This is a genomic window from Allobosea caraganae (assembly GCF_003351345.1).
GTDB lineage: Bacteria > Pseudomonadota > Alphaproteobacteria > Rhizobiales > Beijerinckiaceae > Allobosea > Allobosea caraganae.
The window spans coordinates 155,825-177,680 of record NZ_QQTO01000037.1 but is presented as its reverse complement, the minus strand read 5'-3'; the positions used below and the strand labels follow the sequence as shown (position 1 = coordinate 177,680).

Annotated in this window: 19 protein-coding genes; 9 read left to right on the top strand and 10 right to left on the bottom strand. The window is 67.8% G+C overall.

All coding sequences use genetic code 11. The features are described from left to right. Positions 1–99: 99 nt before the first annotated feature. The 6 genes from DWF00_RS25370 to DWF00_RS25345 form a co-directional block, all read right to left on the bottom strand. Positions 100–1,080 (bottom strand): peptidyl-alpha-hydroxyglycine alpha-amidating lyase family protein, encoded by a 981-nt coding sequence (locus tag DWF00_RS25370; protein ID WP_114828404.1) that lies wholly within the window; start codon positions 1,078–1,080, stop codon positions 100–102. Between the two features lie 110 nt (positions 1,081–1,190). Further along, a complete protein-coding gene (locus tag DWF00_RS25365) occupies positions 1,191–2,294 on the bottom strand; it encodes an ABC transporter ATP-binding protein (protein WP_114828405.1) in 1,104 nt (367 codons plus the stop codon). A gap of 77 nt (positions 2,295–2,371) precedes the next feature. Continuing rightward, positions 2,372–3,670 carry an ABC transporter substrate-binding protein gene (locus DWF00_RS25360; RefSeq protein ID WP_114828406.1) on the bottom strand — a complete coding sequence of 433 codons (1,299 nt, stop codon included), beginning with the start codon at positions 3,668–3,670 and terminating at the stop codon, positions 2,372–2,374. Between the two features lie 49 nt (positions 3,671–3,719). After that, the gene (locus DWF00_RS25355) at positions 3,720–4,586 is read right to left on the bottom strand and encodes a carbohydrate ABC transporter permease (RefSeq protein ID WP_114828407.1); all 867 of its coding nucleotides are present in this window, start codon (positions 4,584–4,586) and stop codon (positions 3,720–3,722) included. Then, positions 4,583–5,518: a carbohydrate ABC transporter permease gene (locus DWF00_RS25350; RefSeq protein ID WP_181832553.1), complete on the bottom strand. Its 936-nt coding sequence runs from the start codon at positions 5,516–5,518 to the stop codon at positions 4,583–4,585. Before DWF00_RS25350 ends, DWF00_RS25355 begins: the two co-directional genes overlap by 4 nt. A 533-nt stretch (positions 5,519–6,051) precedes the next feature. Then, positions 6,052–6,657, bottom strand: a complete 606-nt coding sequence (locus DWF00_RS25345) for an FMN-dependent NADH-azoreductase (protein ID WP_114828409.1) — start codon at positions 6,655–6,657, stop codon at positions 6,052–6,054. A 112-nt stretch (positions 6,658–6,769) separates the two neighbouring features. On the opposite strand from DWF00_RS25345, the gene DWF00_RS25340 reads away from it, so the two are divergent. From DWF00_RS25340 to DWF00_RS25330, 3 genes are all read left to right on the top strand, one after another. Continuing rightward, on the top strand, positions 6,770–7,762 hold the full coding sequence (locus DWF00_RS25340; protein WP_114828410.1) for a LysR family transcriptional regulator: 993 nt from the start codon (positions 6,770–6,772) through the stop codon (positions 7,760–7,762). A 78-nt stretch (positions 7,763–7,840) separates the two neighbouring features. Continuing rightward, positions 7,841–8,449 (top strand): glutathione S-transferase family protein, encoded by a 609-nt coding sequence (locus tag DWF00_RS25335; protein ID WP_114828411.1) that lies wholly within the window; start codon positions 7,841–7,843, stop codon positions 8,447–8,449. Further along, entirely contained in the window at positions 8,446–9,078 is a 633-nt protein-coding gene (locus DWF00_RS25330) for a glutathione S-transferase family protein (protein ID WP_114828412.1), read from the top strand. The genes DWF00_RS25335 and DWF00_RS25330 overlap by 4 nt, the downstream gene beginning before the upstream one ends. Before the next feature lie 11 nt (positions 9,079–9,089). On the opposite strand, the gene DWF00_RS29730 is transcribed toward DWF00_RS25330, so the two are convergent. The 3 genes from DWF00_RS29730 to DWF00_RS25315 form a co-directional block, all read right to left on the bottom strand. Next, the gene (locus tag DWF00_RS29730; RefSeq protein ID WP_245974304.1) at positions 9,090–10,829 is read right to left on the bottom strand and encodes a peptidoglycan L,D-endopeptidase MepK; all 1,740 of its coding nucleotides are present in this window, start codon (positions 10,827–10,829) and stop codon (positions 9,090–9,092) included. Between the two features lie 417 nt (positions 10,830–11,246). After that, the gene (locus tag DWF00_RS25320) at positions 11,247–13,208 is read right to left on the bottom strand and encodes a L,D-transpeptidase family protein (RefSeq protein WP_245974303.1); all 1,962 of its coding nucleotides are present in this window, start codon (positions 13,206–13,208) and stop codon (positions 11,247–11,249) included. Positions 13,209–13,318: 110 nt separating this feature from the next. After that, a complete protein-coding gene (locus tag DWF00_RS25315; RefSeq protein WP_114828413.1) occupies positions 13,319–14,812 on the bottom strand; it encodes a sigma-54-dependent transcriptional regulator in 1,494 nt (497 codons plus the stop codon). A gap of 206 nt (positions 14,813–15,018) precedes the next feature. Here DWF00_RS25315 and DWF00_RS25310 point away from each other — a divergent pair, with 206 nt between their 5' ends. The 6 genes from DWF00_RS25310 (at position 15,019) to grxD (ending at position 21,203) form a co-directional block, all read left to right on the top strand. After that, positions 15,019–16,869 carry a M3 family oligoendopeptidase gene (locus tag DWF00_RS25310; protein ID WP_114828485.1) on the top strand — a complete coding sequence of 617 codons (1,851 nt, stop codon included), beginning with the start codon at positions 15,019–15,021 and terminating at the stop codon, positions 16,867–16,869. 13 nt (positions 16,870–16,882) lie between these two features. Next, a complete protein-coding gene (locus DWF00_RS25305; RefSeq protein WP_114828414.1) occupies positions 16,883–17,755 on the top strand; it encodes a methyltransferase domain-containing protein in 873 nt (290 codons plus the stop codon). Between the two features lie 14 nt (positions 17,756–17,769). Beyond that, on the top strand, positions 17,770–18,207 hold the full coding sequence (locus DWF00_RS25300) for an acyl-CoA thioesterase (RefSeq protein ID WP_114828415.1): 438 nt from the start codon (positions 17,770–17,772) through the stop codon (positions 18,205–18,207). A 114-nt stretch (positions 18,208–18,321) separates the two neighbouring features. Then, complete coding sequence (gene purL, locus DWF00_RS25295) at positions 18,322–20,562, top strand: phosphoribosylformylglycinamidine synthase subunit PurL (protein WP_114828416.1); 2,241 nt, start codon at positions 18,322–18,324, stop codon at positions 20,560–20,562. Between the two features lie 18 nt (positions 20,563–20,580). Continuing rightward, complete coding sequence (locus DWF00_RS25290) at positions 20,581–20,817, top strand: BolA family protein (RefSeq protein WP_114828417.1); 237 nt, start codon at positions 20,581–20,583, stop codon at positions 20,815–20,817. A 50-nt stretch (positions 20,818–20,867) separates the two neighbouring features. Continuing rightward, positions 20,868–21,203, top strand: a complete 336-nt coding sequence (grxD, locus tag DWF00_RS25285; RefSeq protein WP_114828418.1) for a Grx4 family monothiol glutaredoxin — start codon at positions 20,868–20,870, stop codon at positions 21,201–21,203. A 3-nt stretch (positions 21,204–21,206) separates the two neighbouring features. On the opposite strand, the gene DWF00_RS25280 is transcribed toward grxD, so the two are convergent. Continuing rightward, a complete protein-coding gene (locus tag DWF00_RS25280; protein ID WP_114828419.1) occupies positions 21,207–21,815 on the bottom strand; it encodes an AAA family ATPase in 609 nt (202 codons plus the stop codon). Between the last annotated feature and the right edge of the window lie 41 nt (positions 21,816–21,856).

Genomic DNA, 21,856 nt, shown 5'->3' with positions numbered 1-21,856 from the left:
GCCTACGATGAGCGGTCAAGACGTGGGTGCTCGGGACAAGCCCGAGCATGACGCGGTGCCTCGACGCAGCGCCGAGAGCATACCCTCTACTTGGTTAGTTCAAGCCGTCGTCCCTGCCGGCACCCGCTCGAATTTCTGCAGGCTGCGGATCGGGTTCGGCTGCGGCTGTCCGGGGAAGAGCGAGGGCCAGCCGGTCACCGCGACCTCGCCGACATAGATGTCGCCGCGCGAGTCGACCGCGATGGAGTGTGGCGAGAGGAACTTGCCCGGCTCGTGGCCGGCGGTGGGGTCCTCTCCGAGCCGCGCCAGGATGGCGCCCTTGTTGTCGAGGATCGAGACGCGCGGGCCAAGATTGGGCGCGCCGCGGTTGAAGCTCCAGTAGGGGCCGATCTCGCCGACATAGCAGACCGGGCATTTGCCGCGCGGCATGAACAGGCCGTTCGGGCGGTGGATGTTGCGCCACTCGGTCTCGTATTTGCCGTTGCCGTCGAAGACCTGGATGCGGTGATTCTCGCGGTCTGCGACATAGACCCAGCCATCGTCGTCGCAGGTGACGTTGTGCGGCAGGTTGAACTCGCCCGGGCCCATGCCGGACTGGCCCCAGGACAGCAGGTGCTTGCCGTCCGGCGCGTATTTATGGACGCGGGCGTTGCTGTAGCCGTCGGTGACGTAGATCTCGCCCTTGGGCGACAGCGCCGTGTGGGTGCAGCGGTTGAAGGGCCGGCCGCTCATGAAGGGCTGCGGCTTGTCGCGGTCGCCAATGCGCAGCAGCAGCTTGCCGTCCAGCGTGCACTTGCAGACGGTGTGGTTCATGTCGTCGGTGCAGTAGATCGTGTCGTCCGGGCCCATGCTGACGCCATGGGCGTGGGCGAACAGATCCTGGCCCCAGGAGCTCAGGAAGTTGCCGTCGCGGTCGAACACCATCATCGGGTGCTCTTTCGAGCGGTTGAAGGCGTAGACGCGGTCCTTGCCGTCGATGCCGACGGCCGCGACGTCCCCGAACGCGAAGCCCTCAGGCAACTTCGCCCAGTTCTCGTGAACGCGATAGGTATACTCACCCGAACCGACGATAACGCCCATCTGAAAGCCCTGACCTGGCCGCATTTTCTCGATGCGACCTGTCTAGCAGGGCCGATTCAGGCGGGCTGTCGCTGAGCCGACATTCAGGCGGCTCAGCGACCGGCTGGCGGTCAGACGACGAGCCCCGTGACCGGGTCGATGACGTGCATCTGGGTCAGGTCGGCGGCGAGGCGCAGCGGCTTGCCCTCCTGCGCTCCGGCGGTCGGCGGCAGGCGCGCGCAGATCTCGGTGCCGGCCAGTACGAAATAGACGAAGGTCTCGATGCCGACCGGCTCGGTGATGTCGATGCGCGTCTCGAACTGCCCGTGTCCGGGGCGGGGCTCGCCGGCGGCGGCGGAGAAGTGCTCGGGCCTGAGGCCGAGCAGCAGGTCGCTGCGGCCGGCGAGGCCGGCATAGCGGTTGTGGCGCTCGGCCGGGATCTCGAAGGAGAGGTCGGGGTCCTTCAGGAGCAGCGCGAGCTTGTCGCCGCGCTGCTCGATCGCGGCGGGGATGAAGTTCATCGAGGGCGAGCCGATGAATCCGGCGACGAAGCGCGTCTGCGGCTCGTGATAGAGCTCGTGCGGCGTGCCGATCTGCTCGATCCGGCCCTTGTTCATCACCACGATGCGGTCGGCCAGCGTCAGCGCCTCGACCTGGTCATGCGTGACGTAGACGGTGGTGGTGCGGACCTTCTGGCGCAGGCGCTTGATCTCGGTGCGCATCTGCACGCGTAGCTGCGCGTCGAGGTTCGAGAGCGGCTCGTCGAACAGGAAGACCTTTGGCTGGCGCACGATGGCGCGGCCCATGGCGACGCGCTGGCGCTGGCCGCCGGAGAGCGCCTTCGGCTTGCGGTCCAGCAGGTCCTCGATGTTGAGGATGCGGGCGGCCTCGTCGACACGCGTGTCGATCTCGGCCTTCGCCATGCGCTGCTGCTTCAGGCCGAAGGACATGTTCTCGCGCACGGTCATGTGCGGGTAGAGCGCGTAGCTCTGGAAGACCATGGCGATGTCGCGGTCCTTCGGCGCGAAATCGGTCACGACCTTGCCGTCGATCAGGATGTCGCCGTCGCTGATCTCCTCGAGCCCGGCGATCATGCGCAGGGTCGTCGACTTGCCGCAGCCCGAGGGTCCGACGAGCGCGACGAATTCCTTGTCGGCGATGGTGAGGTCGATACCGCGGACGACCTCGACATCCCCGAAGCGCTTGACCACCTTGCGTAGATTAACCTGAGCCATCCGCTGAAGATCGCTTTCCAAACCGAAGAGATGATCGTGAAGGGGAGGCCGGGGCCGCAGGGCCCCGGCCTGACGTCCTACGCTTCGCCGCGCAGGAACTTGGCGCCCTGCTGGTTGAACTGCGCCGCCGTGATGTTGCCGCGCACCGCCTCCTGCCAATAGGGCGGGATCTTGTCCTGGAAGTTGGTCCAGTGCTGGTGATCGTAGGGCGGGGTCCACCAGGTATCGAGATGGTCGAGCGACATCTTGATGAAGCGGTTGTTCTGGAAGACCGGGCGCTGGGAGAGCGTCTTGCGCACCGGCGGCACCATGCGGTTGGCGGTGAAGAGCATCGCCGCGTCGCCGCTGGTGATGAACTTCATGAACTCCCAGGCCGCTTCCTTCTCCTTGCAGGAGGAGACCATCATCGGACCCTCGGGGTTGGCGATCATGTGGTGCTTCTCGCCGACGCGCGGGTTCTGCACGCCCTGGATGGCGTCGCCGAGCGCCGAGATCAGCGCCGGGCTGGCATGCGGCCCGTAATACCACATGGCGCAGCGGCCCTTCTCCATCAGGGCGTAGAGCTCGCGGTAGCCGTCATTGACCGCGGTCGGCTGGGCCGACTTGTCGCGCAGGGCCATGCCGAGCCACTTGTCGGTGACCTCGATCGCGGCCGGCGAGTCGAAATCGACCTTGCCGTCCGGCGTCGCGAACTTGACGCCGGCGCTGGCCCAGATCGGGAAGATGACCTGGATCGCCGACGCCGTCTGGCCGCGCATGGCGAAGCCGTAGCGATCCGGCGCCTTGGTCAGCGCCTTCGCGGCGGCGATGAACTGGTCGTAGGTGTCGGGCGGGGTCAAGCCCGCCGCCTTGAACCAGTCGGCGCGGTAGAACAGGAAATAGGGAATGCTGGTCTGCGGCACGAACAGGAAGGGCTGGCCGGCGCGCGAGCGGGTCTGCTCCATGATGTTCGGGAAGAAGTCGGCCTTCTCGTCCCATTTGTTGAAGCGGTCCTCGATCGGCTCGAGCAGGCCGTTCTCGAAGTAGTCCTGCACCCAGTACTGGATGGTCATGACGACGTCGGGCGCGGCGCCGGCGGCATAGGAGACGACCAGCTTCTTGCGGGCCTCCATCACCGCCATGTTGGCGTCGACCTCCATCTCGATGAAGTTCTGCGAGGCGTTGAACATCGCGACGGAATCGACCGAGATCTTCTGGTGGACGGGATTGTCGGCCCAGTTCCAGAAGGTGAGCTTCACCTTCTTGCGGATCGCGGGCGAGGCGACCTGCGCCTGCGCGCCGAGGCCGCCGGCCGCGAGCGCGGCGCCGCCGAGGGCGGTCGCGAGCGCCTGGCGGCGAGTGAGAGATGTCGTCTTTCGGCTGCGCGTCTTGTCCATTGTATTCCTCCCCGAGAGCGCCGGATTCCCGGCCTTCTGAATCGTTGGTTCAGCCCTTCACGGCCCCGGCCGCCAGCCCGCTCATCAGCATTCGCTGGAACAGCAGGAAGATCAGCGCGACGGGCAGCGTGCTCACCAATGCGCCGGCGGCGCTGATGCCCCAGACGGCGGGCTCGCCCAGCGCGAACTGGCGCATGATCACCGGCAGCGTCTTCACCTCGGCCGTCGACGTCAGCAGGAAGGCGAAGAGGAAGTTGTTCCAGGTCATGATGAAGGCGAGCAGCCCGCCCGCGACCAGGCCCGGCAGCGAGAGCGGCAGGATGATCCGCCAGAGAACCTTGAGCCGGCTGCAGCCGTCGACCTGCGCGGCTTCGTCGAGGTCGCGCGGCAGGGTCGAGAAGTAGTTGATCATCAGCAGCAGCACGAAGGGCGCCGAATGGGTCGCCTCCGCCAGGATCATGCCGAGATGGGTGTTGTTCAGGCCGTAGGTGCGGAAGATCACCAGCAGCGGCACCAAGAGCACCACGCTGGGAATCGTGTAGGCGACCAGCATCGCGACGAGGAAGCTGCTGCGGCCGAAGAAGCGGAAGCGCACGAAGCCGTAGGCGCCGAGGCTCGCCACCACCAGCGTCAGCACCATGTTGCCGGTGGCGATGATCGAGCTGTTGCGAAAGTAGGTGGCGAAGGGCACCGTCTCGAACAGCGCGCCGTAATTGGCCAGCGTCGGCTCCGACGGGAAGTAGGTGACCTGCCGGTTGCTCAGCCAGGCCTGGTTGAAGTCGGCCTTCAGCTCGGGCGTGATCGAGGCGATGAAGATCCAGAGCAGCGGCCCCAGCGAATAGAGCAGCACCGCGGCGGAGCCGACGGCGACCCAGATGGCCCTGATGCGCCGGGCGCGGCGTTTGGCGGTATTCATGAGGTCTGGGCCAGGACGGTGCGGGCGAGGTGGCGCACGTAGAGGGCGGAGAAGACCATCAGGATGCCGGCGAGCACGACCGCGATGGCCGAGGCGTAGCCGATCTGGAACTGGTTGGTCAGCGAGAAGCTGTAGATCGCCTCGGTATGGTTGGTGAAGCCGGGGCCGCCCGCCGTCATGACGAAGATCATGTCGATATGGTTCGACATCCAGATCATGCGCAGCAGCACGAGGAAGAGGATCGAGGGCAGGATGTGCGGGATGGTGATGCTGCGGAACTGCGACCAGCGACTGGCGCCGTCGACTTCGGCGGCTTCGTAAAGCTCTGCCGGAATCGTCTGCAGGGCGGCGAGCAGGATCAGCGCCATCAGCGGCGTGCCGTACCAGACCATGGCGGAGACCACGATCCAGAAGCTCGCGACCGGATCGCTCATCCAGGCGATGCCGCGGTCGAGCACGCCGAAGCGGACCAGCAGGTCGTTCACGACGCCGAAATTGCCGTCGAACATGAACAGGAAGAGCAGGCCGACCACGGCCGGCGGGGTGATGTAGGGCACCATCATCGCGGCGCGGACGAAGCCGCGGCCGCGGAAGTTCATGTTCAGGAACAGCGCGATCGGCAAGGCGATGCAGAGTTCGAGCGAGACGACGGCGAAATCCCAGCGCAGGGTCCGCCACAGGCCGTCGAGGAAGACCTGGTCGCCCATCATGCGGGTGAAGTTGAGCAGGCCGACGAATTTCGCGCGCGCCAGGCGCAGCAGCGAAGCGTCGGTCATCGACAGGTAGATCGCCTGGATCGTCGGATAGACCGTGATCGCGGCAAGCAGCAGCCCGATCGGCGCGATCAGCGCATAGGGCAGGAGGTCGAGGCGCTTGCGGCGCTTCGTCCGAATGGCTGCCGGGGTGCCGGTATCTGCAATGTCGGTCGTCATGCCTGGCATTCGGTGAGGTGGGGCGGTTCGCTAGTGCATGGCGCGAAAAAGCGGGAACCGGTTTTTCGCGTAGGCCATGCTCTCACTTTTTGGTGGAGATCACGGTTTTCACAATTGGACGCGTCTATCCAATTGCGACGTGATCCATGGGGTGTCGTTCCAACGTATGGAATTCGAGCCCTTGGGCCATTCTCGCTGCGTTGGAAGCTGCTTTGCGCGCGACTCAAACAAGCCCCCGGAAGCGGGCGGCGGCGGTGCGGGGCCGGCAAGCGGGCGCACGGTCCGGTCGGCTCGAAAGCGACGCCATTCTTTTCCTCCCAAATCATTGTTTTTATTGATGGTCTGCCGTTGGCCCGACCATATTGCCGCCGTCTAGGGCGAGGGCCATCGATAGCAGTTCGGCCCCTTCGAGGAAAATCGATTGTTCTTGGTCATTACGATAAGGTGGGCCTATCGGAGACCAGGCCCCAAACGCGAAAACGCCCGCGCCGGAGACCGGCGCGGGCGTCTTGCGGCAGGCTGGATGGTAGGGGTCAGGCGACCAGCTTGAGTTCCGCCTGGGCGGCGTTGATCGACTGCTCGCGGGCCTCGGGGCCGTAGCCCAGCTTCTCGGCGCGGACGAAGGTCACGTCGCTGATGCCGGCGAAGCCGAGCATGGTGCGCAGGTGCGGCTCCTGCGAGTCCATCGGCTGGGCCGGGCCGCTGCTGTAGAGGCCGCCGCGGCTCTCGACGACGATGGCGCGCTTGCCCTTGAGCAGGCCCTCGGGGCCGGCGTCGCCGTACTTGAAGGTCACGCCGGCGCGCAGCACGTAGTCGAACCAGGCCTTCAGCGTCGACGGGATGCCGAAGTTATACATCGGCGCGCCGATGACGACGATGTCGGCCGCCTTCAGCTCGTCGATCAGCGTGTCCGACAGGGTGCGGGCCTGGGCCTGCGCGTCGTTGGCGGGCTCGCCGCCGCGGATGGCCGTCGCCGAGTCGGCGGTGAGGTGCGGGATCGGGTTCAGGCCGATATCGCGCTCGACGACCTTGAGGCCGGGGTTCTGGGCGCGGAGACGGGCGACGGTGTCGCCGATCAGCTGCTTGGAGACCGAAGCCGTGCCGAGCGCGCTGCTGTTGAGAACGAGAAGAGTGGACATGGTTGCGATCCTCAAAGGGAGCGGTTGTTCGATGTCGGGAAGATAGAGGTTCACCGAGTGCGACAGAACGCGCATAATCAGAACCAAACTGTTGCTCACCCAGGAACGCCCCATGTCCGAGCTGGACGATATCCGCAGCTTCATCGCCGTGGTCGAGACCGGCGGCTTCGGCCGCGCCGGCCGGAGCCTCGGCCTGTCCAAGTCGATCGTCAGCCGCCGCATCGCCCGGCTGGAGGAGGATCTCGGCACGCGCCTGCTGAGCCGCACCACGCGCGGCGTCAGCCCGACCGAGGCCGGCATCGAGTTCAAGGCGCGCGGCGAGCGCATCCTGGCCGATCTCGTCGAGGCGCGCGAGGCGGTGGCGCAGCAGGCCGGCGGCGTCGCCGGGCGGCTGCGCCTGTCGATGCCGCTCGGCTTCGGCGTCAAGCACGTCGCGCCCGTGCTGGCGGAACTGGCGGCGCGCCATCCCCGGCTCGAACTCGACGTCGAGGCCAGCGACCGCCGCGTCGACCTGATCGGCGAGCGCTTCGATGCGGCGATCCGGCTGGGGACGCTGAAGGATTCGAGCCTGGTGGCGCGCAAGATCGCGCCGATCTACACCAGCGTGCTGGCCAGCCCGGACTTCATCGCGCGCCATGGCAGCCCGGCCTCGCCGCTCGAGCTCAGCCAGTACGAGTGCCTGGTCCATAGCGGCGCGACCACGCCGGACTGGACCTTCCGGATCAACCGGCGCTGGGTGCCGGTCCGGCCGAGCGGGCGGCTGCGCTCGGATAGCGGGGAGACGCTGATGCAATGGGCGATGGCCGGGCACGGCATCGTCGCCCTGCCGAACTTCATGGCGTCGGAGGCCATTGGGGAGGGCAAGCTGGTGCATGTCCTGCGCGAGTACCCGATGCCGGAGCAGGGCTTCTTCGTCGTGCGCCCGCCCGGAGCCTATGTGCCGGGCAAGGTGCGGGTGCTGATCGACCTGCTGGTCGAGCGCTTCGGCGGCGAGCCCTATTGGGACGCTTGCCACATGGCGGCGCGCAAGCTCGGCATCGACCTCAACGATCCAATGGGCAGCGAGCGCGTCGGCGAGATGATGGCCGAGCATCAGCCGGCGTGATGCCTGACATCACGTGATTTCGCTGGCTTTCCCGCGCGTCGCAGCCAGTCTGTGCGGGCTCGCCAACGGAGGTCGCGAATGCTGCTCGTCGGAATGCTCGATAGTCCCTATGTGCGGCGCGCCGCCGTCACCGGAACCCTGCTCGGCCTGCAGTTCGAGCACCGCTCGGTCTCGGTCTTCCGCCACATGGATGCGTTCCGGGCGATCAATCCGCTGATCAAGGCGCCGAGCCTGGTTTGCGACGACGGCACGGTGATCAGCGAATCCCTGCTGATCATCCAGCATTTCGAGGATGTCGCGGGCAGGAGCCTGCGGCCGATCGATCCGGGCGCGCGCAACCGCGACCTCAGCCTGACCGGCATCGGCATCGTCGCGGCCGACAAGGCTGTCTCGGTCGAGTACGAGCGCAAGCGGCCGGAGGCGCAGCGCTATGCACCCTGGCAGGAGCGCATCGTGACGCAGCTCCATACGGCGCTCGACCTGCTCGACCAGGCGGCGGCGCGGGGCGAGATCGGCGTCGGGCCGGAGCTGCGGCCGGGCGATATCGCGGCTGCGATCGCCTGGGGCTTCTGCCAGTTCGTGATCCCGGAATTCGTCGAGCCGAGCCGGTGGCCGGCGCTCGCGGCACAGGCGAAGGCCAGCGAGGCGCTCGACGTGTTCAAGCAATGGCCGATCGACCGCGAATGACCCCGTTGCGCATTCTCGGCAAGGCCTCCTCGATCAATGTCCGCAAGGTGCTGTGGACCTGCCGCGAAGTCGGCCTCGACTACCGGCGCGAGGATTGGGGCAGCGGCTTCACCCCGACCGACAAGCCGGAATTCCTGGCGCTGAACCCGAACGGCCTCGTGCCCGTGATCGAGGACGAGGCCGGCGTGCTGTGGGAATCGAACACGATCTGCCGTTATCTCGCCGCCAAGGCGGGGCGGCTCGACTTGCTGCCGGCGCAGCCGCGCGAGCGCGCGCGCGTCGAGCAGTGGATGGATTGGCAGGCGACGGAGCTGAACAACTCCTGGCGCTACGCCTTCCTGGCCCTGGCGCGGCGTAACCCCGCCTATGCCGACCCCAGCCAGATCGCGGCCAGTACGAGGTCCTGGAACACGACGATGAAGGTGCTGGAGCGGCAACTGGAGGGCAGCCGCGCCTATGTGCTCGGCGATTGCTTCACGCTGGCTGATATCGGCATTGGATTGTCGGTGCACCGCTGGTTCGCGACGCCTTTGGAAGAGCGGCCGCTACTACCCGCCGTCGCGGCCTATTACGATCGGCTCAGCGAAAGGCCGGCCTATCTTGAGCTCGGCCGCAACGGCATCGCCTGAGGCGGCCGCAGTCAGTTCTGCACGAAGTTGGTCGGCAGCGGCTTCACGGCCGGGCCGGAGAAGCTGCCGGTCTTGGCGTCGCTCGGTTCGGCATGGCTGAAGCCGAGCGCGGCGGCCGGCGCCGGGCCCTGGACCCAGCCGGGCGGCAGCGATCCGCCGGCCCTGGTCCGCGCCGTCGCGACGGTGACGCCGCGGCCCTCCGGCTGCGGGCTGGTGCGCGCGACGGTGGCGAACAGCGAGTCGAGCCCCGAGCGGTCGGCGTCATATTGCGCGACGATCGGCGTCGGGTGGTTGTTGCCCATAACGGGAGCCGCGGGCGCGCTGGCCACGGCCGCTGCTGCGCCGGCCGGGCGCGGCCGTTCCGGCGGCAGGGGATGGTTGACCGTGACGAGCCGGCCCACAGGCTCCGGCGCCGCGTCATTGGCGCTGCGCTGATCGGCCAGCGCGAGATTGGCGAGGGCGACGGGGCGGGACGGCGGCAGCGGCGCGTCGACCGGCTTGCCGGCGACGATCGCGTCGGCGAGCGGCGTCATCTCGCCGGGCCGGCGTGGCGGCAGCGAGGCGAGCACGAGCCTCTGCTCCTCGCCAGGCCTGAGTCCGGGCGCCAGCTGCGGCGCGAAGGCGAGCGTGCCGCCCTGCGACAGGGCCGCGACCTGGACCGCGCCGGAGGCATCGGGCTGGGGCACGGTCAGGCCGCCGGGGCGCGCCAGCGGGATCGGCGCGTCGATCAGCTTGGGCCTGTTGTCCGGCGGGGCTGCGGCCGGAGGCGGCGGCGCATCTGCGAGCGCGGCGACCTGCGGCTCCTGCGGCGGCACCACGGTGGTGGCGCGCTGCGAGCGCTCGCGCGTCAGCGAGCGCGTCACGGGCTCAGGCGCTGCGGCCGCAACCGCAAAGCGGCCGCCATCCGAGGAGTTGCTGTCGATATAGGGGTTATTGCTGTTGTTGGCGTAGGTGATGACCGCGGGCTGTGCCTTGGGCGCGCCGCGACGGCCGCCGCGCACCGGCCTGGCATCCTCCTCCTCGTCGTCGCCGCCGAAGAGCGAGGCCCACAGGCTCTTGCGGCCGGACGAGATCACAGCGCCTTCGTCGAGATCTGCCGCGGCATAGCCGGCGACCGAGCCGCCGCGCGACAGGACCTCGGCCTTGGCGAGCTCATAGCCCGCGAGCGGGTGGCCGTCTGCGGGCAGGTGCACGGTCTTCTCGTCGGGGAAAAGGCGCACGAGCTGATCGTGGGTCATGCGCGGCCAGGAACGAACCGAGCCGGCATCGAGATGGACGAAGGGCGTGTGGGCGCCGGGATAGAAGCCGACGCCGCCGCGCTGCAACTGCATGCCGGCTTCGCGGATCTTGGCCGTCGGCGTATCCGGGAGGTAGAAATCCATCGCCTTGCCGAGCATGTGCTGGCTGTTCTTGGCGACTGCGCGCGAGCGGCGGCGCAGCATCGCGTTGGTGCCCGGCGCGCGATAGGCCGAGACGACATGGAAGGGCTGCTCGGAGCCGACGGCGCGCTGCACCTCCCAGGCGAGGTCGAACAGGCGCGGGTCCATGCGGATCGGCTCGTCGGTGCGCCAGTCGCGCAGCGCCCAGTTCAGCTTCTCCAGCCCTTCGGCGACATAGCGCCCGTCACGCTTGAAGGTGACTGTCGTCTCCTCCTTCGTGTGCATGTGCTTGATGGTGATGGTGCGGGTATCGCCATTGGCGACTGCGTTCTGCGTGCCGCGCACGCCGAAGACCAGTGCTGAGAAGGCCAAAGCCAACGTCGCACCTTGCCGTAATCCGGGCTTCAGTCGGGGCAGAAGCCGTCTCGGAATCGTGGCGGTTTTCCTGCCCAAATCTGCCTGACCCGTCTCGATGCGCCCGGTGAAGGCAGCGCTGCAAACGTGAACGAACAGTTGCGGAGAAGCGTTAACAGCAGGTTACCAAGGTGGAAACCGGTATGCCACGATTTTCTCGGCAGTGGGCTGGCTAACGGTGGATCGTGGCGAAAGCGTGCCCGAGGGAGGGCGCGCCTTGAGTTGCCGAAAGCCGTCCGGAACCTCAGCCCTCATCCTGAGGAGCGCCGCAGGCGCGTCTCGAAGGATGTTTCAGAGGGGGTCGGAGCATCCTTCGAGACGCCGCTTAAGCAGTTCCTCAGGAGGAGGGCTGAGCCAATTGGCGTAGCCTCAGCCTCAACCGCGCTGCTGCTGCTCCAGCGCCTGGCGCACCAGCCGTTGGAAGCCGTAGAGGTCGTCGAAGGTGGTCATGTGGCCGGCCGAGTCGACGACGATCGTGTTGTAGACGAGGTGGATCGGCAGCGGCTGCGGCAGCTTGATCATGCGCTCGCCGGAGCCGATCAGGCGCTTCAGCCGCTCGGTCGGCCATTCCGGCCCGAGCACGTGGTCGGCAAGCAGGAACGGGTTGTCGACGCGCACGCAGCCATGGCTGAAGGCGCGCTTCTCGGCGGCGAAGAGCCGGCGGTTCGGCGTGTCGTGCAGGTAGACCGCATGCTCGTTCGGGAACATGAACTTGATCCAGCCGAGCGCGTTGCGCTCGCCGGGCGGCTGGCGCACCGAGATCGAGCTGCCATGGCGCGTGACCACGTAGCCGCGCTTGGCCGCGTATTCCGGATCGGCGGCGAGGCCGGGCAGGAACTCCTTCTTCAGGATCGAGGGCGGCACGAACCAGGACGGGTTGACGATGACGTGGTCCATCTTGTGCGAGAAGATCGGCGTCGCCGAGTCGGGCTTGCCGACGATGACGCGGGCCTGATGGATGACCTTGCCGTTCTCGAAGACGCGGACCTGGTATTCCGGCACGTTGACGATGATGTGGCGCGCGCCGAGATCGGGCGGCAGCCAGCGCCAGCGCTCCATCTGGGCGATGACGTCCTGCTCCATCCGGGTCGTCACCGGCGTGCCGAGCGCCGCGATGGTCTGCGGGCTGAGGATGCCGTTGGCGCGCAGGCCGGCCTGCTTCTGGAACTCGGCGACGGCGGTCTGGGTCGAGCGGTCGAAGACCGGCTCCTGCGACGGGCCGAGGCCGAGCCGGGCCCGGACCAGGTGCACGCGGTCGTCGCGCATGCCGAGCTTCAGCTCCGGGCCGGCCGGGATGCGCACCATCGGGGTGTCGTCCTGGTGCTGGCGCAGTTCGGCGAGCTTGGCCTTGAGGTTGCGGTAGCCCTCATGCGGCGGGTTGTAGGCGGCGAGCGCCGCGCCGGGATCCTTCACCGCCGTCAGCTCCGAAAGCACCTCGGTGGCGGAGGGCAGGTAGAGCGTCGGCGTGATCAGCTTGGAGAGCTTGCGCGGGTCGATGCGGCCGCCGCGCGCATCGCGGGCATAGAGCACGGCCAGCGCCGAGAGGCGGACATCGGCGTCGGCGAGGCCGGCCTTGTCGCTCGCCTCGAAGACGGGGAGCGCATAGTCGGTCGGCCGCAGGCCGTCCTCGCTCGAACGCTCCAGCCGGGCGACGAGCAGCTTGGCGGTCTCGCTCCAGCCCTTGCCGTCGATCCAGAAGGGCTTGTTGCCGTTGGCCTGATAGGCGGCGAGGACCTCGCCGCGCTCGCGCTCGGACAGGCGGGGCACGGCGACCGCGCCGGCGGCGCGCTCGGTGATCTCGGCCACGAGCGGGCCGGGCGCCGGCAGCTCGACGATGACCTTGGGCAGGTCCGGCGGCGCTATCGCGGGCTCGGACGGCTGGGCGGCGCGAAGCGGCTCGGGCGCCGGCTGCGGCGCCGGTTCGGGCCTGGCGGCCGGCACCAGCGCGGGATCGGCGGGCGGCAGCTCGACCTCGGGGATGTCGAGCAGGATCGGGCCGTCATCGACGCCGGGTGCGCTCGCCTGCGCCGGGGCCGGCGCCTCGAGCGCGGGCATGGCGGCTTGCGGCTGGGCGGAGGGCGTCACGGCGCCCGTCACCATGCCGGGCTCGCTGCCGGGCGCGGGCTCGACCTTGACGGTCACCTCCGGCAGCGCCGGAATATCGAGATGCTCGACCGGCGCGTCGCCCTTCAGGAGGCGGAGTGCGGGCTGCTCCGGCAGCGGAGTGCCGAGCGTGAGGTCGGTCGTCGCGGCCGGCTGGCCTAAGGCCGTTGCAGCACCAAGAAGCAGGACGAGGACCGATGCAGAGGCTGAGCCCGCCCAATGGCGACGACGCATGGTCGTATTCCTGTTTCTTCGCCGAGTATCAGCAATACCTGCGTGACTCGGCCCGTTTCGACAAGATGCGGCGGCGCAACAGCCACCATGTTTTCGCGCGTCCGGCCCGGCTACGCCGCGTCCGAACCCTCGGAGGCATCATCTCCTTCGATCAGCCCGTAATCCTTAAGTTTTCGGTAAAGGGTGGAGCGGCCGATGCCGAGCTTGCGCGAGACCTCGGACATGTGCCCGCGGTAGTGCGATAGCGCGAATTTGATGATTTCACGTTCCAATTCATCAAGTTTGCGCATGTCGGAGCCGGCGACGAGCTCGAGCGCATTGGGGTCGCGCACCGGCACCTGGATGATGCGCGGCGACTCGTCGCGGGCCTCACCGCGCGGCGCCCCCGCAGGGGCCGGCGGGATGCGCACGTCGTAGCCGTCCATCTGCGCCGCGATCTGCGGGAACTCGGTCACGGTCAGCTCGTCGCCATCGGCGAGCACGACGGCGCGGAACATCGCGTTCTCGAGCTGGCGAACATTGCCGGGCCAGTCATAGCCGCTGACCAGGCTGAGAGCCTCGGCCGCGATGCCGCGCAGCTTCTTGCCCTCCTCGGCGGCGAAGCGGGCGAGGAAGCCGCGGGCGAGGTCGGGAATGTCCTCGCGGCGCTGGCGCAGCGGCGGCAGGGTGATCGGGAAGACGTTGAGGCGGTAGTAGAGGTCCTCGCGGAACTCGCCGCGCTTGACCTGTTCCAGCAGGCTCTTGTTGGTGGCCGAGATGATGCGGATGTCGACGCGCACCGACTTCTTGCCGCCGACCGGGTCGACCTCGCCCTCCTGGATCGCGCGCAGCAGCTTGACCTGCGCATCGAGCGGCAATTCGCCGACCTCGTCGAGGAAGAGCGTGCCGCCGCTGGCTTCGACGAACTTGCCGATATGGCGCTCGGTGGCGCCGGTGAAGGCGCCCTTCTCGTGGCCGAACAGGATGGATTCGACGAGATTATGCGGGATCGCGCCGCAATTCACCGTGACGAAGGGCTTGCCCTTGCGGTCGCTGGAGCCCTGGATGGCGCGCGCCAGAACCTCCTTGCCGACGCCGGATTCGCCTTCGACGAGGATCGGGATGTTGGACTTCGCCGCGCGCTCGGCGAGCCTGACGACGCGGGCCATGTCCTGGCTCTTGGTGGCGAGGTCGCGGAAGCCGAGCTGGCCGGCGGCGCGGCGCTTGATGTGGCGCAGCTCATGTTCGAGCGCGCCCAGCTTCAGCGCGTTCTTGAGTGAGATCTGCAGGCGCTCGGCCCCGACCGGCTTGACCACGAAATCGACCGCGCCGGCGCGCATGGCGTTGACCACGGTCTCGATCGAGCTGTGCGCGGTCTGCACGATCACGGGGATCTCGATGCCGCGCTCGCGCAGCCGGGCGAGCACGGCCATGCCGTCGAGCTCGGGCATGACGAGGTCGAGCACCATCGCGTCGAACTTCTCGCCGTCGCCCTGGCCGAGCAGGCTCAGCGCCTCGCTGCCGCTGTCCACGGCGACGACGTCGTAGCCGGAGCGCTTGAGCATGGCGTCGAGGAGGCGGCGCTGGACGGGATCGTCGTCAACGACGAGAACGGTGGCGGTCATGAACCCTCGAAGTCAGGCGGCCGGCCGGAAGGCCAAGCCGAGAATCGGATGTTCCGTTTCGGGGCACTGTCATCCAGAAGGGTTAAGCGGCTCTTAAGTGGAGGAGGGCGGCGAAGCGGTCGTGCCACCGTCGCGGCGACGTTGATCGCGCGGCGTTGTCCGCGCATATGAGAGGCGACGCTTTCCGCCAGCGAGGTATGGACGACATGACGTTTGCTTTCGACGGGACGATCGCCAGGGGCCTCGCGCACAGCGAGGCTGCGGCCAAGGTCGCCAAGGCGCTCGGAAAGCTGCCGGAATGGGACCTGACCCATCTCTACCCGTCGATGGATTCGCTCGTGTTCGCCGCCGACCTGGAGCGGGCGCATGCCGAATCGCAGCGCTTCGCGGCGCTCTACCGCGGCAAGCTCGCGGCGCTGGCCGAGCGCGAGGATGCCAGCGCGGTGCTGGCCGAGGCGGTCGCAGCCTATGAGAAGCTGGAGGACCTGATCGGCCGGATCATGTCCTATGCCGGGCTGGTCTATTCCGGCGACACGACCGACCCGCAGCGCGCCAAGTTCTACGGCGACACGCAGGACAAGATGACCACGGCCTCGACCGAGCTGCTGTTCTTCGGGCTGGAGCTCAACCGGATCGACGAGGCGCTGCTGGCCAAGGCCGCCGCGCTGCCGCCGCTGAGCCATTGGCAGCCCTGGATCGAGGACCTCGCCAAGGACAAGCCGCACCAGCTCGAGGACCGGATCGAGGAGCTGTTCCACGAGAAGTCGGTGACCGGCCACGCCGCCTGGAACCGGCTCTTCGACGAGACGATCGCCTCGCTGCGCTTCAACCTGAACGGCGAGGAGCTGACGCTCGAACTCACCCTCAACAAGCTGCAGGATACGGACGGCGCGGTGCGCAAGGCCGCGGCCGAGGCGCTGGGCACGGTCTTCCGGGCGCATCTGCGCACATTCTGCCTGATCACCAACACGCTGGCCAAGGACAAGGAGATCTCCGACCGCTGGCGCAAGTTCGAGGATGTCGCCGATTCCCGCCATCTGGCGAACCGGGTCGAGCGCGAGGTGGTCGATGCGCTGGTCTCGGCCGTGCGCGCCGCCTATCCGCGGCTGTCGCACCGCTACTACAAGCTGAAGGCGCGCTGGTTCGGGCGCGAGACGCTCGACTACTGGGACCGCAACGCGCCGCTGCCCAAGGTCGAGCAGCGCACGATTCCGTGGACCGAGGCGCGCGACACGGTGCTGGGTGCCTATGACGCTTTCGCCCCGGAAATGGCGGGGATCGCCAGGCGCTTCTTCGACGAGGGCTGGATCGACGCGCCGGTGCGGCCGGGCAAGGCGCCGGGCGCCTTCGCGCATCCGACGGTGCCGTCCGCGCACCCCTACGTGCTGCTGAACTACCAGGGCAAGCCGCGCGACGTGATGACGCTCGCGCACGAGCTCGGCCATGGCGTGCACCAGGTGCTGGCCGCGCCGAACGGCGCGCTGATGGCGCCGACGCCGCTGACGCTGGCCGAGACCGCCAGCGTGTTCGGCGAGATGCTGACCTTCCGCAAGCTGCTCGACGGCACCAGCGACCCCAAGCAGCGCAAGGCGATGCTGGCGGCCAAGGTCGAGGACATGATCAACACGGTCGTCAGGCAGATCGCGTTCTACTCCTTCGAGCGCAAGGTGCACGAGGCGCGCAGGAGCGGCGAGCTGACGGCGGAGAACCTGTGCGAGCTCTGGATGAGCGTGCAGGCCGAGAGCCTCGGGCCGGCGATCAGGCTGGATGCCGGCTACGAGCCGTTCTGGTGCTATATCCCGCACTTCATCCATTCGCCTTTCTACGTCTACGCCTATGCCTTCGGCGACTGCCTGGTGAACTCGCTCTACGGCGTCTACCAGAACTCGGCCGCGGGCTTCCAGGAGCGCTATTTCGCCCTGCTCTCGGCCGGCGGCACCAAGCACCATTCCGAGCTGCTGAAGCCCTTCGGCCTCGACGCGCGCGACCCGGCCTTCTGGCAGATCGGGCTCGGCATGATCGAGGGGCTGATCATCGAGCTGGAGGGGATGGAGTAGGGGGGCGCATAGCATGTCGGCTGTCGTCTTCGACCGCGAGCTCTTCCGCCGCCGCCTCACCCGCGCCGTCGCCGGCGACTACCCGGATTTCCTCCTCGCCCGTGCGACGGAAGACCTGGAGGAGCGCCTCGCCGCCGTGCTGCGGCGCTTCGAACATGCCGCCGACCTCGGCACGCCGCTGCCGCTTGCAGGCGCGGTGCTGCGCGCCAAGGCCGGGACGCTCTGGCGCATGGCCGAGGCCGGGAGCGCGGCCGATCTCGTCGGCGATCTCGAACGCCTGCCGCTCGCCACGGCGTCGATCGACCTCGCCGCCTCGCTGCTGGCGCTGCATGGCGTCAACGACCTGCCGGGTGCGCTGATCCAGATCAGGCGGGCGCTCAAACCCGACGGGCTCTTCATCGGCTGCCTGCTCGGCGGGCGGACGCTGCAGGAACTGCGCGAGGCGCTGCTGGCGGCCGAGGCCGAGACGACCGGCGGCGTCAGCCCGCGCGTCGCGCCCTTCGCCGATCTGCGCGACATGGGCAGCCTGCTGCAGCGGGCCGGCTTCGCGCTGCCGGTGGTCGACAGCGAGCTCGTCACGGTGCGCTATCGCGACATGTTCGGCCTGCTGCGCGATTTGCGCGCCATGGGCTGGGCCAATGCGCTGATGGATCGGCGCAAGGCCGGCCTGCGCCGCGACACGCTGCTGCGGGCGGCTACGATCTATGCCGAGCGCTTCGGCGATCCCGACGGCCGGCTGCGCGCGACGTTCGAGATGGTCTGGGTTTCCGGGTGGGCGCCGCATGAGAGCCAGCAGAAGCCGCTCAGGCCCGGCTCGGCCAAGGCGAGGCTCGCCGATGCGCTCGGCGTGCCGGAGATCGGGACGGGCGAGAAGCCGGGGCAATAGGGGGCAGAGTTCAGATGAGCGAACGTCCGATGCGGCTCGGCCGCGGCGATTTCAAGCTGTTCCGCTCGATACCGACGCGCTGGATGGACAATGACGTCTTCGGCCACGTCAACAACGTCGTCTACTATTCCTGGTTCGACACGGCGGTGAATGCCTGGCTGGTCGAGCAGGGCCATCTCGACGTCACGGGCAGTGACATCGTCGGGCTCGTGGTCGAGACCGGCTGCACCTATTTCGAGAGCGTCGCCTTCCCCGAGACGGTGGAGGCGGGCCTCGCCGTCGAGAAGCTCGGCCACAGCTCGGTAACCTATCGCGTCGGCATCTTCCGCGAGGGCGGCGAGATGGCGGCGGCGCAGGGGCGCTTCACCCATGTCTATGTCGAGCGCGACGCGCAGAAGCCGGTGCCGATTCCCGACGCCTTGCGCGCAGCGCTTGCGGCATTGCAGCAATAAGCCGGCGAAACCGCCCTTTTGGCGGCCGGGATGCGTTGTCTGATCCGGTCAGGCACGCTATGCCCCGCCTCACAGAAGCCGGCCTCCGAAACCCGTGCGTCAGGAATAGGCAGCGTGATTCCCAACGATATCAAGATCACCCCGCAGCTCGTGGCCGAGCATGGCCTGAAGCCGGACGAGTACCAGCGCTTCCTGCACCTGATCGGGCGCGAGCCTTCGATCACCGAGCTCGGCATCGTCTCGGCGATGTGGAACGAGCACTGCTCCTACAAATCCTCGAAGATCCATCTCAAGACCCTGCCGACCAAGGCGCCCTGGGTGATCCAGGGCCCGGGCGAGAATGCCGGCGTGATCGATATCGGCGATGGCATCGCCGTCGTCTTCAAGATGGAGAGCCATAACCACCCGTCCTTCATCGAGCCCTACCAGGGCGCGACGACGGGCGTCGGCGGCATCCTGCGCGACGTCTTCACCATGGGCGCGCGGCCGATCGCGGCGCTGAACGCGCTGCGCTTCGGCGATCCTGCGCATCACAAGACCCGCCACCTCGTCTCGGGTGTCGTCGCCGGTGTCGGCGGCTACGGCAATTCCTTCGGCGTGCCGACGGTCGGCGGCCTCGTCGGCTTCCACACGCGCTATGACGGCAACATCCTGGTCAACGCCATGGCGGTCGGCCTCGCGCGCGCCGACGAGATCTTCTACGCCAAGGCCTCCGGCGTCGGTAAGGCGATCGTCTATCTCGGCTCCAAGACCGGCCGCGACGGCATCCATGGCGCGACCATGGCCTCGGCCGCCTTCGGCGAGGGCGGCGAGGAGCGGCGCCCGACCGTGCAGGTCGGCGACCCCTTCGCCGAGAAGCTGCTGCTGGAGGCCTGCCTCGAGATCATGGCGGCGGGCCATGTCGACGCGATCCAGGACATGGGCGCGGCCGGCCTGACCTGCTCGGCCGTCGAGATGGGCGCCAAGGGCGATCTCGGCGTCGAGCTCGACCTGGACAAGGTGCCCTGCCGCGAGGAGGGCATGAGCGCCTACGAGATGATGCTCTCGGAAAGCCAGGAGCGCATGCTCATGGTGATCAAGCCGGGCCATGAGGAGCCGGCCGAGGCGATCTTCAAGAAATGGGGCCTCGACTTCGCCGTCATCGGCCATACCACCGACACGCTGCGCTTCGTCGTGAAGCACCAGGGCGAGGTCATGGCCGACCTGCCGATCAAGGAGCTCGGCGACGAGGCTCCCGAATACGATCGGCCCTGGATCGAGACGCCACCGAAGCAGCGCATCGCGCCTGAGGCCGTCGAGGCGCCGCTTTCGAATGCAGAGGCGCTGCTGAAGCTGATCGGCTCGCCGGACCTGTGCTCGAAGCGCTGGGTCTACGAGCAGTACGACACGCTGATCCTCGGCAATTCCGTGGTCACGCCTGGCGGCGATGCCGGCATCGTGCGGATCGAGGACGGGCCGAAGGGCCTGGCCATGACCGCCGACGTGACGCCGCGCTATTGCGAGGCCGATCCGTTCGAGGGCGGCAAGCAGGCTGTGGCCGAAGCCTGGCGCAACCTGACCGCCGTCGGCGCGACGCCGCTCGCGATCACCGACAACCTGAACTTCGGCAATCCCGAGCGGCCCGAGGTGATGGGCCAGCTCGTCGGCGCCATCAAGGGCATCGGCGAGGCCTGCCGGGTGCTCGACTTCCCGGTCGTCTCCGGCAACGTCTCGCTCTACAACGAGACCAACGGCGTCTCGATCCTGCCGACCCCGACCATTGGCGGCGTCGGCGTGCTCGCGGATGTGACCAAGCATGCCACGATCGGCTTCAAGGCCGAGGGCGACGCGATCATCCTGATCGGCCTGACCGAAGGCTGGCTCGGCCAGTCATCCTATCTCGCCACGATCTGCGGTCGCGAGGAGGGCGCCCCGCCGCCGGTCGACCTCGCTGTCGAGCGCCAGAACGGCGATTTCGTGCGTGGGCTGATCGTGAATGGCCGCGTCAGCGCCTGCCACGACCTGTCGGACGGCGGGCTTGCGGTTGCGCTCGCGGAGATGGCGATGGCCGGCGGCATCGGCGCTGAGCTTGACTTCATGGACATCCCCGGAGCGCACCGGCAAATTCCTGGCGATATCCCGAGCCACGCCTTTTTGTTTGGCGAGGATCAGGCGAGGTATGTCGTCACTTGTCCCTACGACCAAATCAATCAGCTTCAAAAAGACGCACTAGCAGCAGGTGTACCGACTTGGCACGTCGGCAGCACCGGCGGCGCCTCGTTGAACCTGCCGGGTGAAGCGCCCATATCGCTGGCCGGACTGAACAGCGCGCACGAGGCGTGGTTCCCGGCCTATATGTCCGGCAAAAGCGCGTAAGCGTAAGAGGATAAGCACATGGCGATGGACGCGCACGAGATCGAGCGCATGATCAAGGCGGCGCTGCCGGACGCGACGGTCGAGATCAAGGATCTGGCCGGCGACGGCGACCACTATGCCGCGACCGTGACCTCGGCCGCCTTCGCCGGCAAGAGCCGGGTGCAGCAGCACCAGATGGTCTATGCCGCGCTGCAAGGAAACATGGGCGGAGTGCTGCACGCCCTTGCGCTGACGACAACCATTCCCCAGAATTAGAACGATACCATCTGTCCAGCGGGCCTTGACCCCGCCTGAGGAGAAAGCCGATGACCGACGTCGCCGCCCGTATCGACAATGCCGTGAAGACCAACGACGTGGTGCTCTTCATGAAGGGCACGCCGCAGTTCCCGATGTGCGGCTTCTCCAGCCAGGTCGTGCAGATCCTCGGCTATGTCGGCGTGCCCTACAGCACCGTGAACGTGCTCGAGGATCAGGAGATCCGCGAGGGCATCAAGGCCTATTCGAACTGGCCGACGATCCCGCAGCTCTACGTCAAGGGCGAGTTCATCGGCGGCTGCGACATCACCCGCGAGATGTTCCAGGCCGGCGAGCTGCAGGCCCTGTTCGAGGACAAGGGCATCGCCGTCAAGCAGGCGAGCTGAGGCTCAGCCCTCCCGGCAGGGCGGCAGCGTATCCAGCGCCGCCCATAGTTCTTCCGGCAATGTTTGCGAGCGCTCCATCAGAGCGACGCAGCCCCGCCGGCCTTCCGCGACCACATGCGGTTTCAGCGTGGCGTTGTCGAAGACGCGCCACTGATCGACCATGTCGATATAGTCGGGCAGATTGGCGATGGCGCGAGCGAAGCGGCGGCGCACGTCGATCTCGGCCACGTCATGGCCGCCCTCGCTGACCCGGCGCGCGATGCGCGCGAGCGAGACTTCGGGCGAGGCGACCAGGAAGAACAGCAGGTTCACCAGGAAGCCCGCCTCGCGCGCCGCTGCGATCGTGAGCAGGTGCGTGCGCCCCGAAAGGGTCGTTTCGAGCGAGAAGGATTTGCGCTCGGCGATCAGCGAGCGCGTCAGGTCGAGCGCAACCCGCGCTGAACGCCGCTGTTCGCCGGATGGGTCAAGCGGCGAGAGGCCGCGCGCGATCTCGTCGAGATTGACGAAGCTCGCGCTGCCGGAGACGGCGCGGATGTACCTGAAGGCATAGGTCGTCTTGCCCACGCCGTTGGGGCCGGCGACGATCCAGAGTTGCGGGCGCGCTTCAGTCATGCGCCACGGCTATCACGCCGCCAGCGCGCTCGCCAGCACGC

What these genes read in the sequence shown, in the direction of transcription:
- DWF00_RS25370 (WP_114828404.1), bottom strand. Translation starts at nt 1,080, where the DNA reads ATGGGCGTTATCGTCGGTTCGGGTGAGTATACCTATCGCGTTCACGAG.
- DWF00_RS25365 (WP_114828405.1), bottom strand. Translation starts at nt 2,294, where the DNA reads ATGGCTCAGGTTAATCTACGCAAGGTGGTCAAGCGCTTCGGGGATGTC.
- DWF00_RS25360 (WP_114828406.1), bottom strand. Translation starts at nt 3,670, where the DNA reads ATGGACAAGACGCGCAGCCGAAAGACGACATCTCTCACTCGCCGCCAG.
- DWF00_RS25355 (WP_114828407.1), bottom strand. Translation starts at nt 4,586, where the DNA reads ATGAATACCGCCAAACGCCGCGCCCGGCGCATCAGGGCCATCTGGGTC.
- DWF00_RS25350 (WP_181832553.1), bottom strand. Translation starts at nt 5,518, where the DNA reads ATGACGACCGACATTGCAGATACCGGCACCCCGGCAGCCATTCGGACG.
- DWF00_RS25345 (WP_114828409.1), bottom strand. Translation starts at nt 6,657, where the DNA reads ATGTCCACTCTTCTCGTTCTCAACAGCAGCGCGCTCGGCACGGCTTCG.
- DWF00_RS25340 (WP_114828410.1), top strand. Translation starts at nt 6,770, where the DNA reads ATGTCCGAGCTGGACGATATCCGCAGCTTCATCGCCGTGGTCGAGACC.
- DWF00_RS25335 (WP_114828411.1), top strand. Translation starts at nt 7,841, where the DNA reads ATGCTGCTCGTCGGAATGCTCGATAGTCCCTATGTGCGGCGCGCCGCC.
- DWF00_RS25330 (WP_114828412.1), top strand. Translation starts at nt 8,446, where the DNA reads ATGACCCCGTTGCGCATTCTCGGCAAGGCCTCCTCGATCAATGTCCGC.
- DWF00_RS25320 (WP_245974303.1), bottom strand. Translation starts at nt 13,208, where the DNA reads ATGCGTCGTCGCCATTGGGCGGGCTCAGCCTCTGCATCGGTCCTCGTC.
- DWF00_RS25315 (WP_114828413.1), bottom strand. Translation starts at nt 14,812, where the DNA reads ATGACCGCCACCGTTCTCGTCGTTGACGACGATCCCGTCCAGCGCCGC.
- DWF00_RS25310 (WP_114828485.1), top strand. Translation starts at nt 15,019, where the DNA reads ATGACGTTTGCTTTCGACGGGACGATCGCCAGGGGCCTCGCGCACAGC.
- DWF00_RS25305 (WP_114828414.1), top strand. Translation starts at nt 16,883, where the DNA reads ATGTCGGCTGTCGTCTTCGACCGCGAGCTCTTCCGCCGCCGCCTCACC.
- DWF00_RS25300 (WP_114828415.1), top strand. Translation starts at nt 17,770, where the DNA reads ATGAGCGAACGTCCGATGCGGCTCGGCCGCGGCGATTTCAAGCTGTTC.
- DWF00_RS25290 (WP_114828417.1), top strand. Translation starts at nt 20,581, where the DNA reads ATGGCGATGGACGCGCACGAGATCGAGCGCATGATCAAGGCGGCGCTG.
- grxD (WP_114828418.1), top strand. Translation starts at nt 20,868, where the DNA reads ATGACCGACGTCGCCGCCCGTATCGACAATGCCGTGAAGACCAACGAC.
- DWF00_RS25280 (WP_114828419.1), bottom strand. Translation starts at nt 21,815, where the DNA reads ATGACTGAAGCGCGCCCGCAACTCTGGATCGTCGCCGGCCCCAACGGC.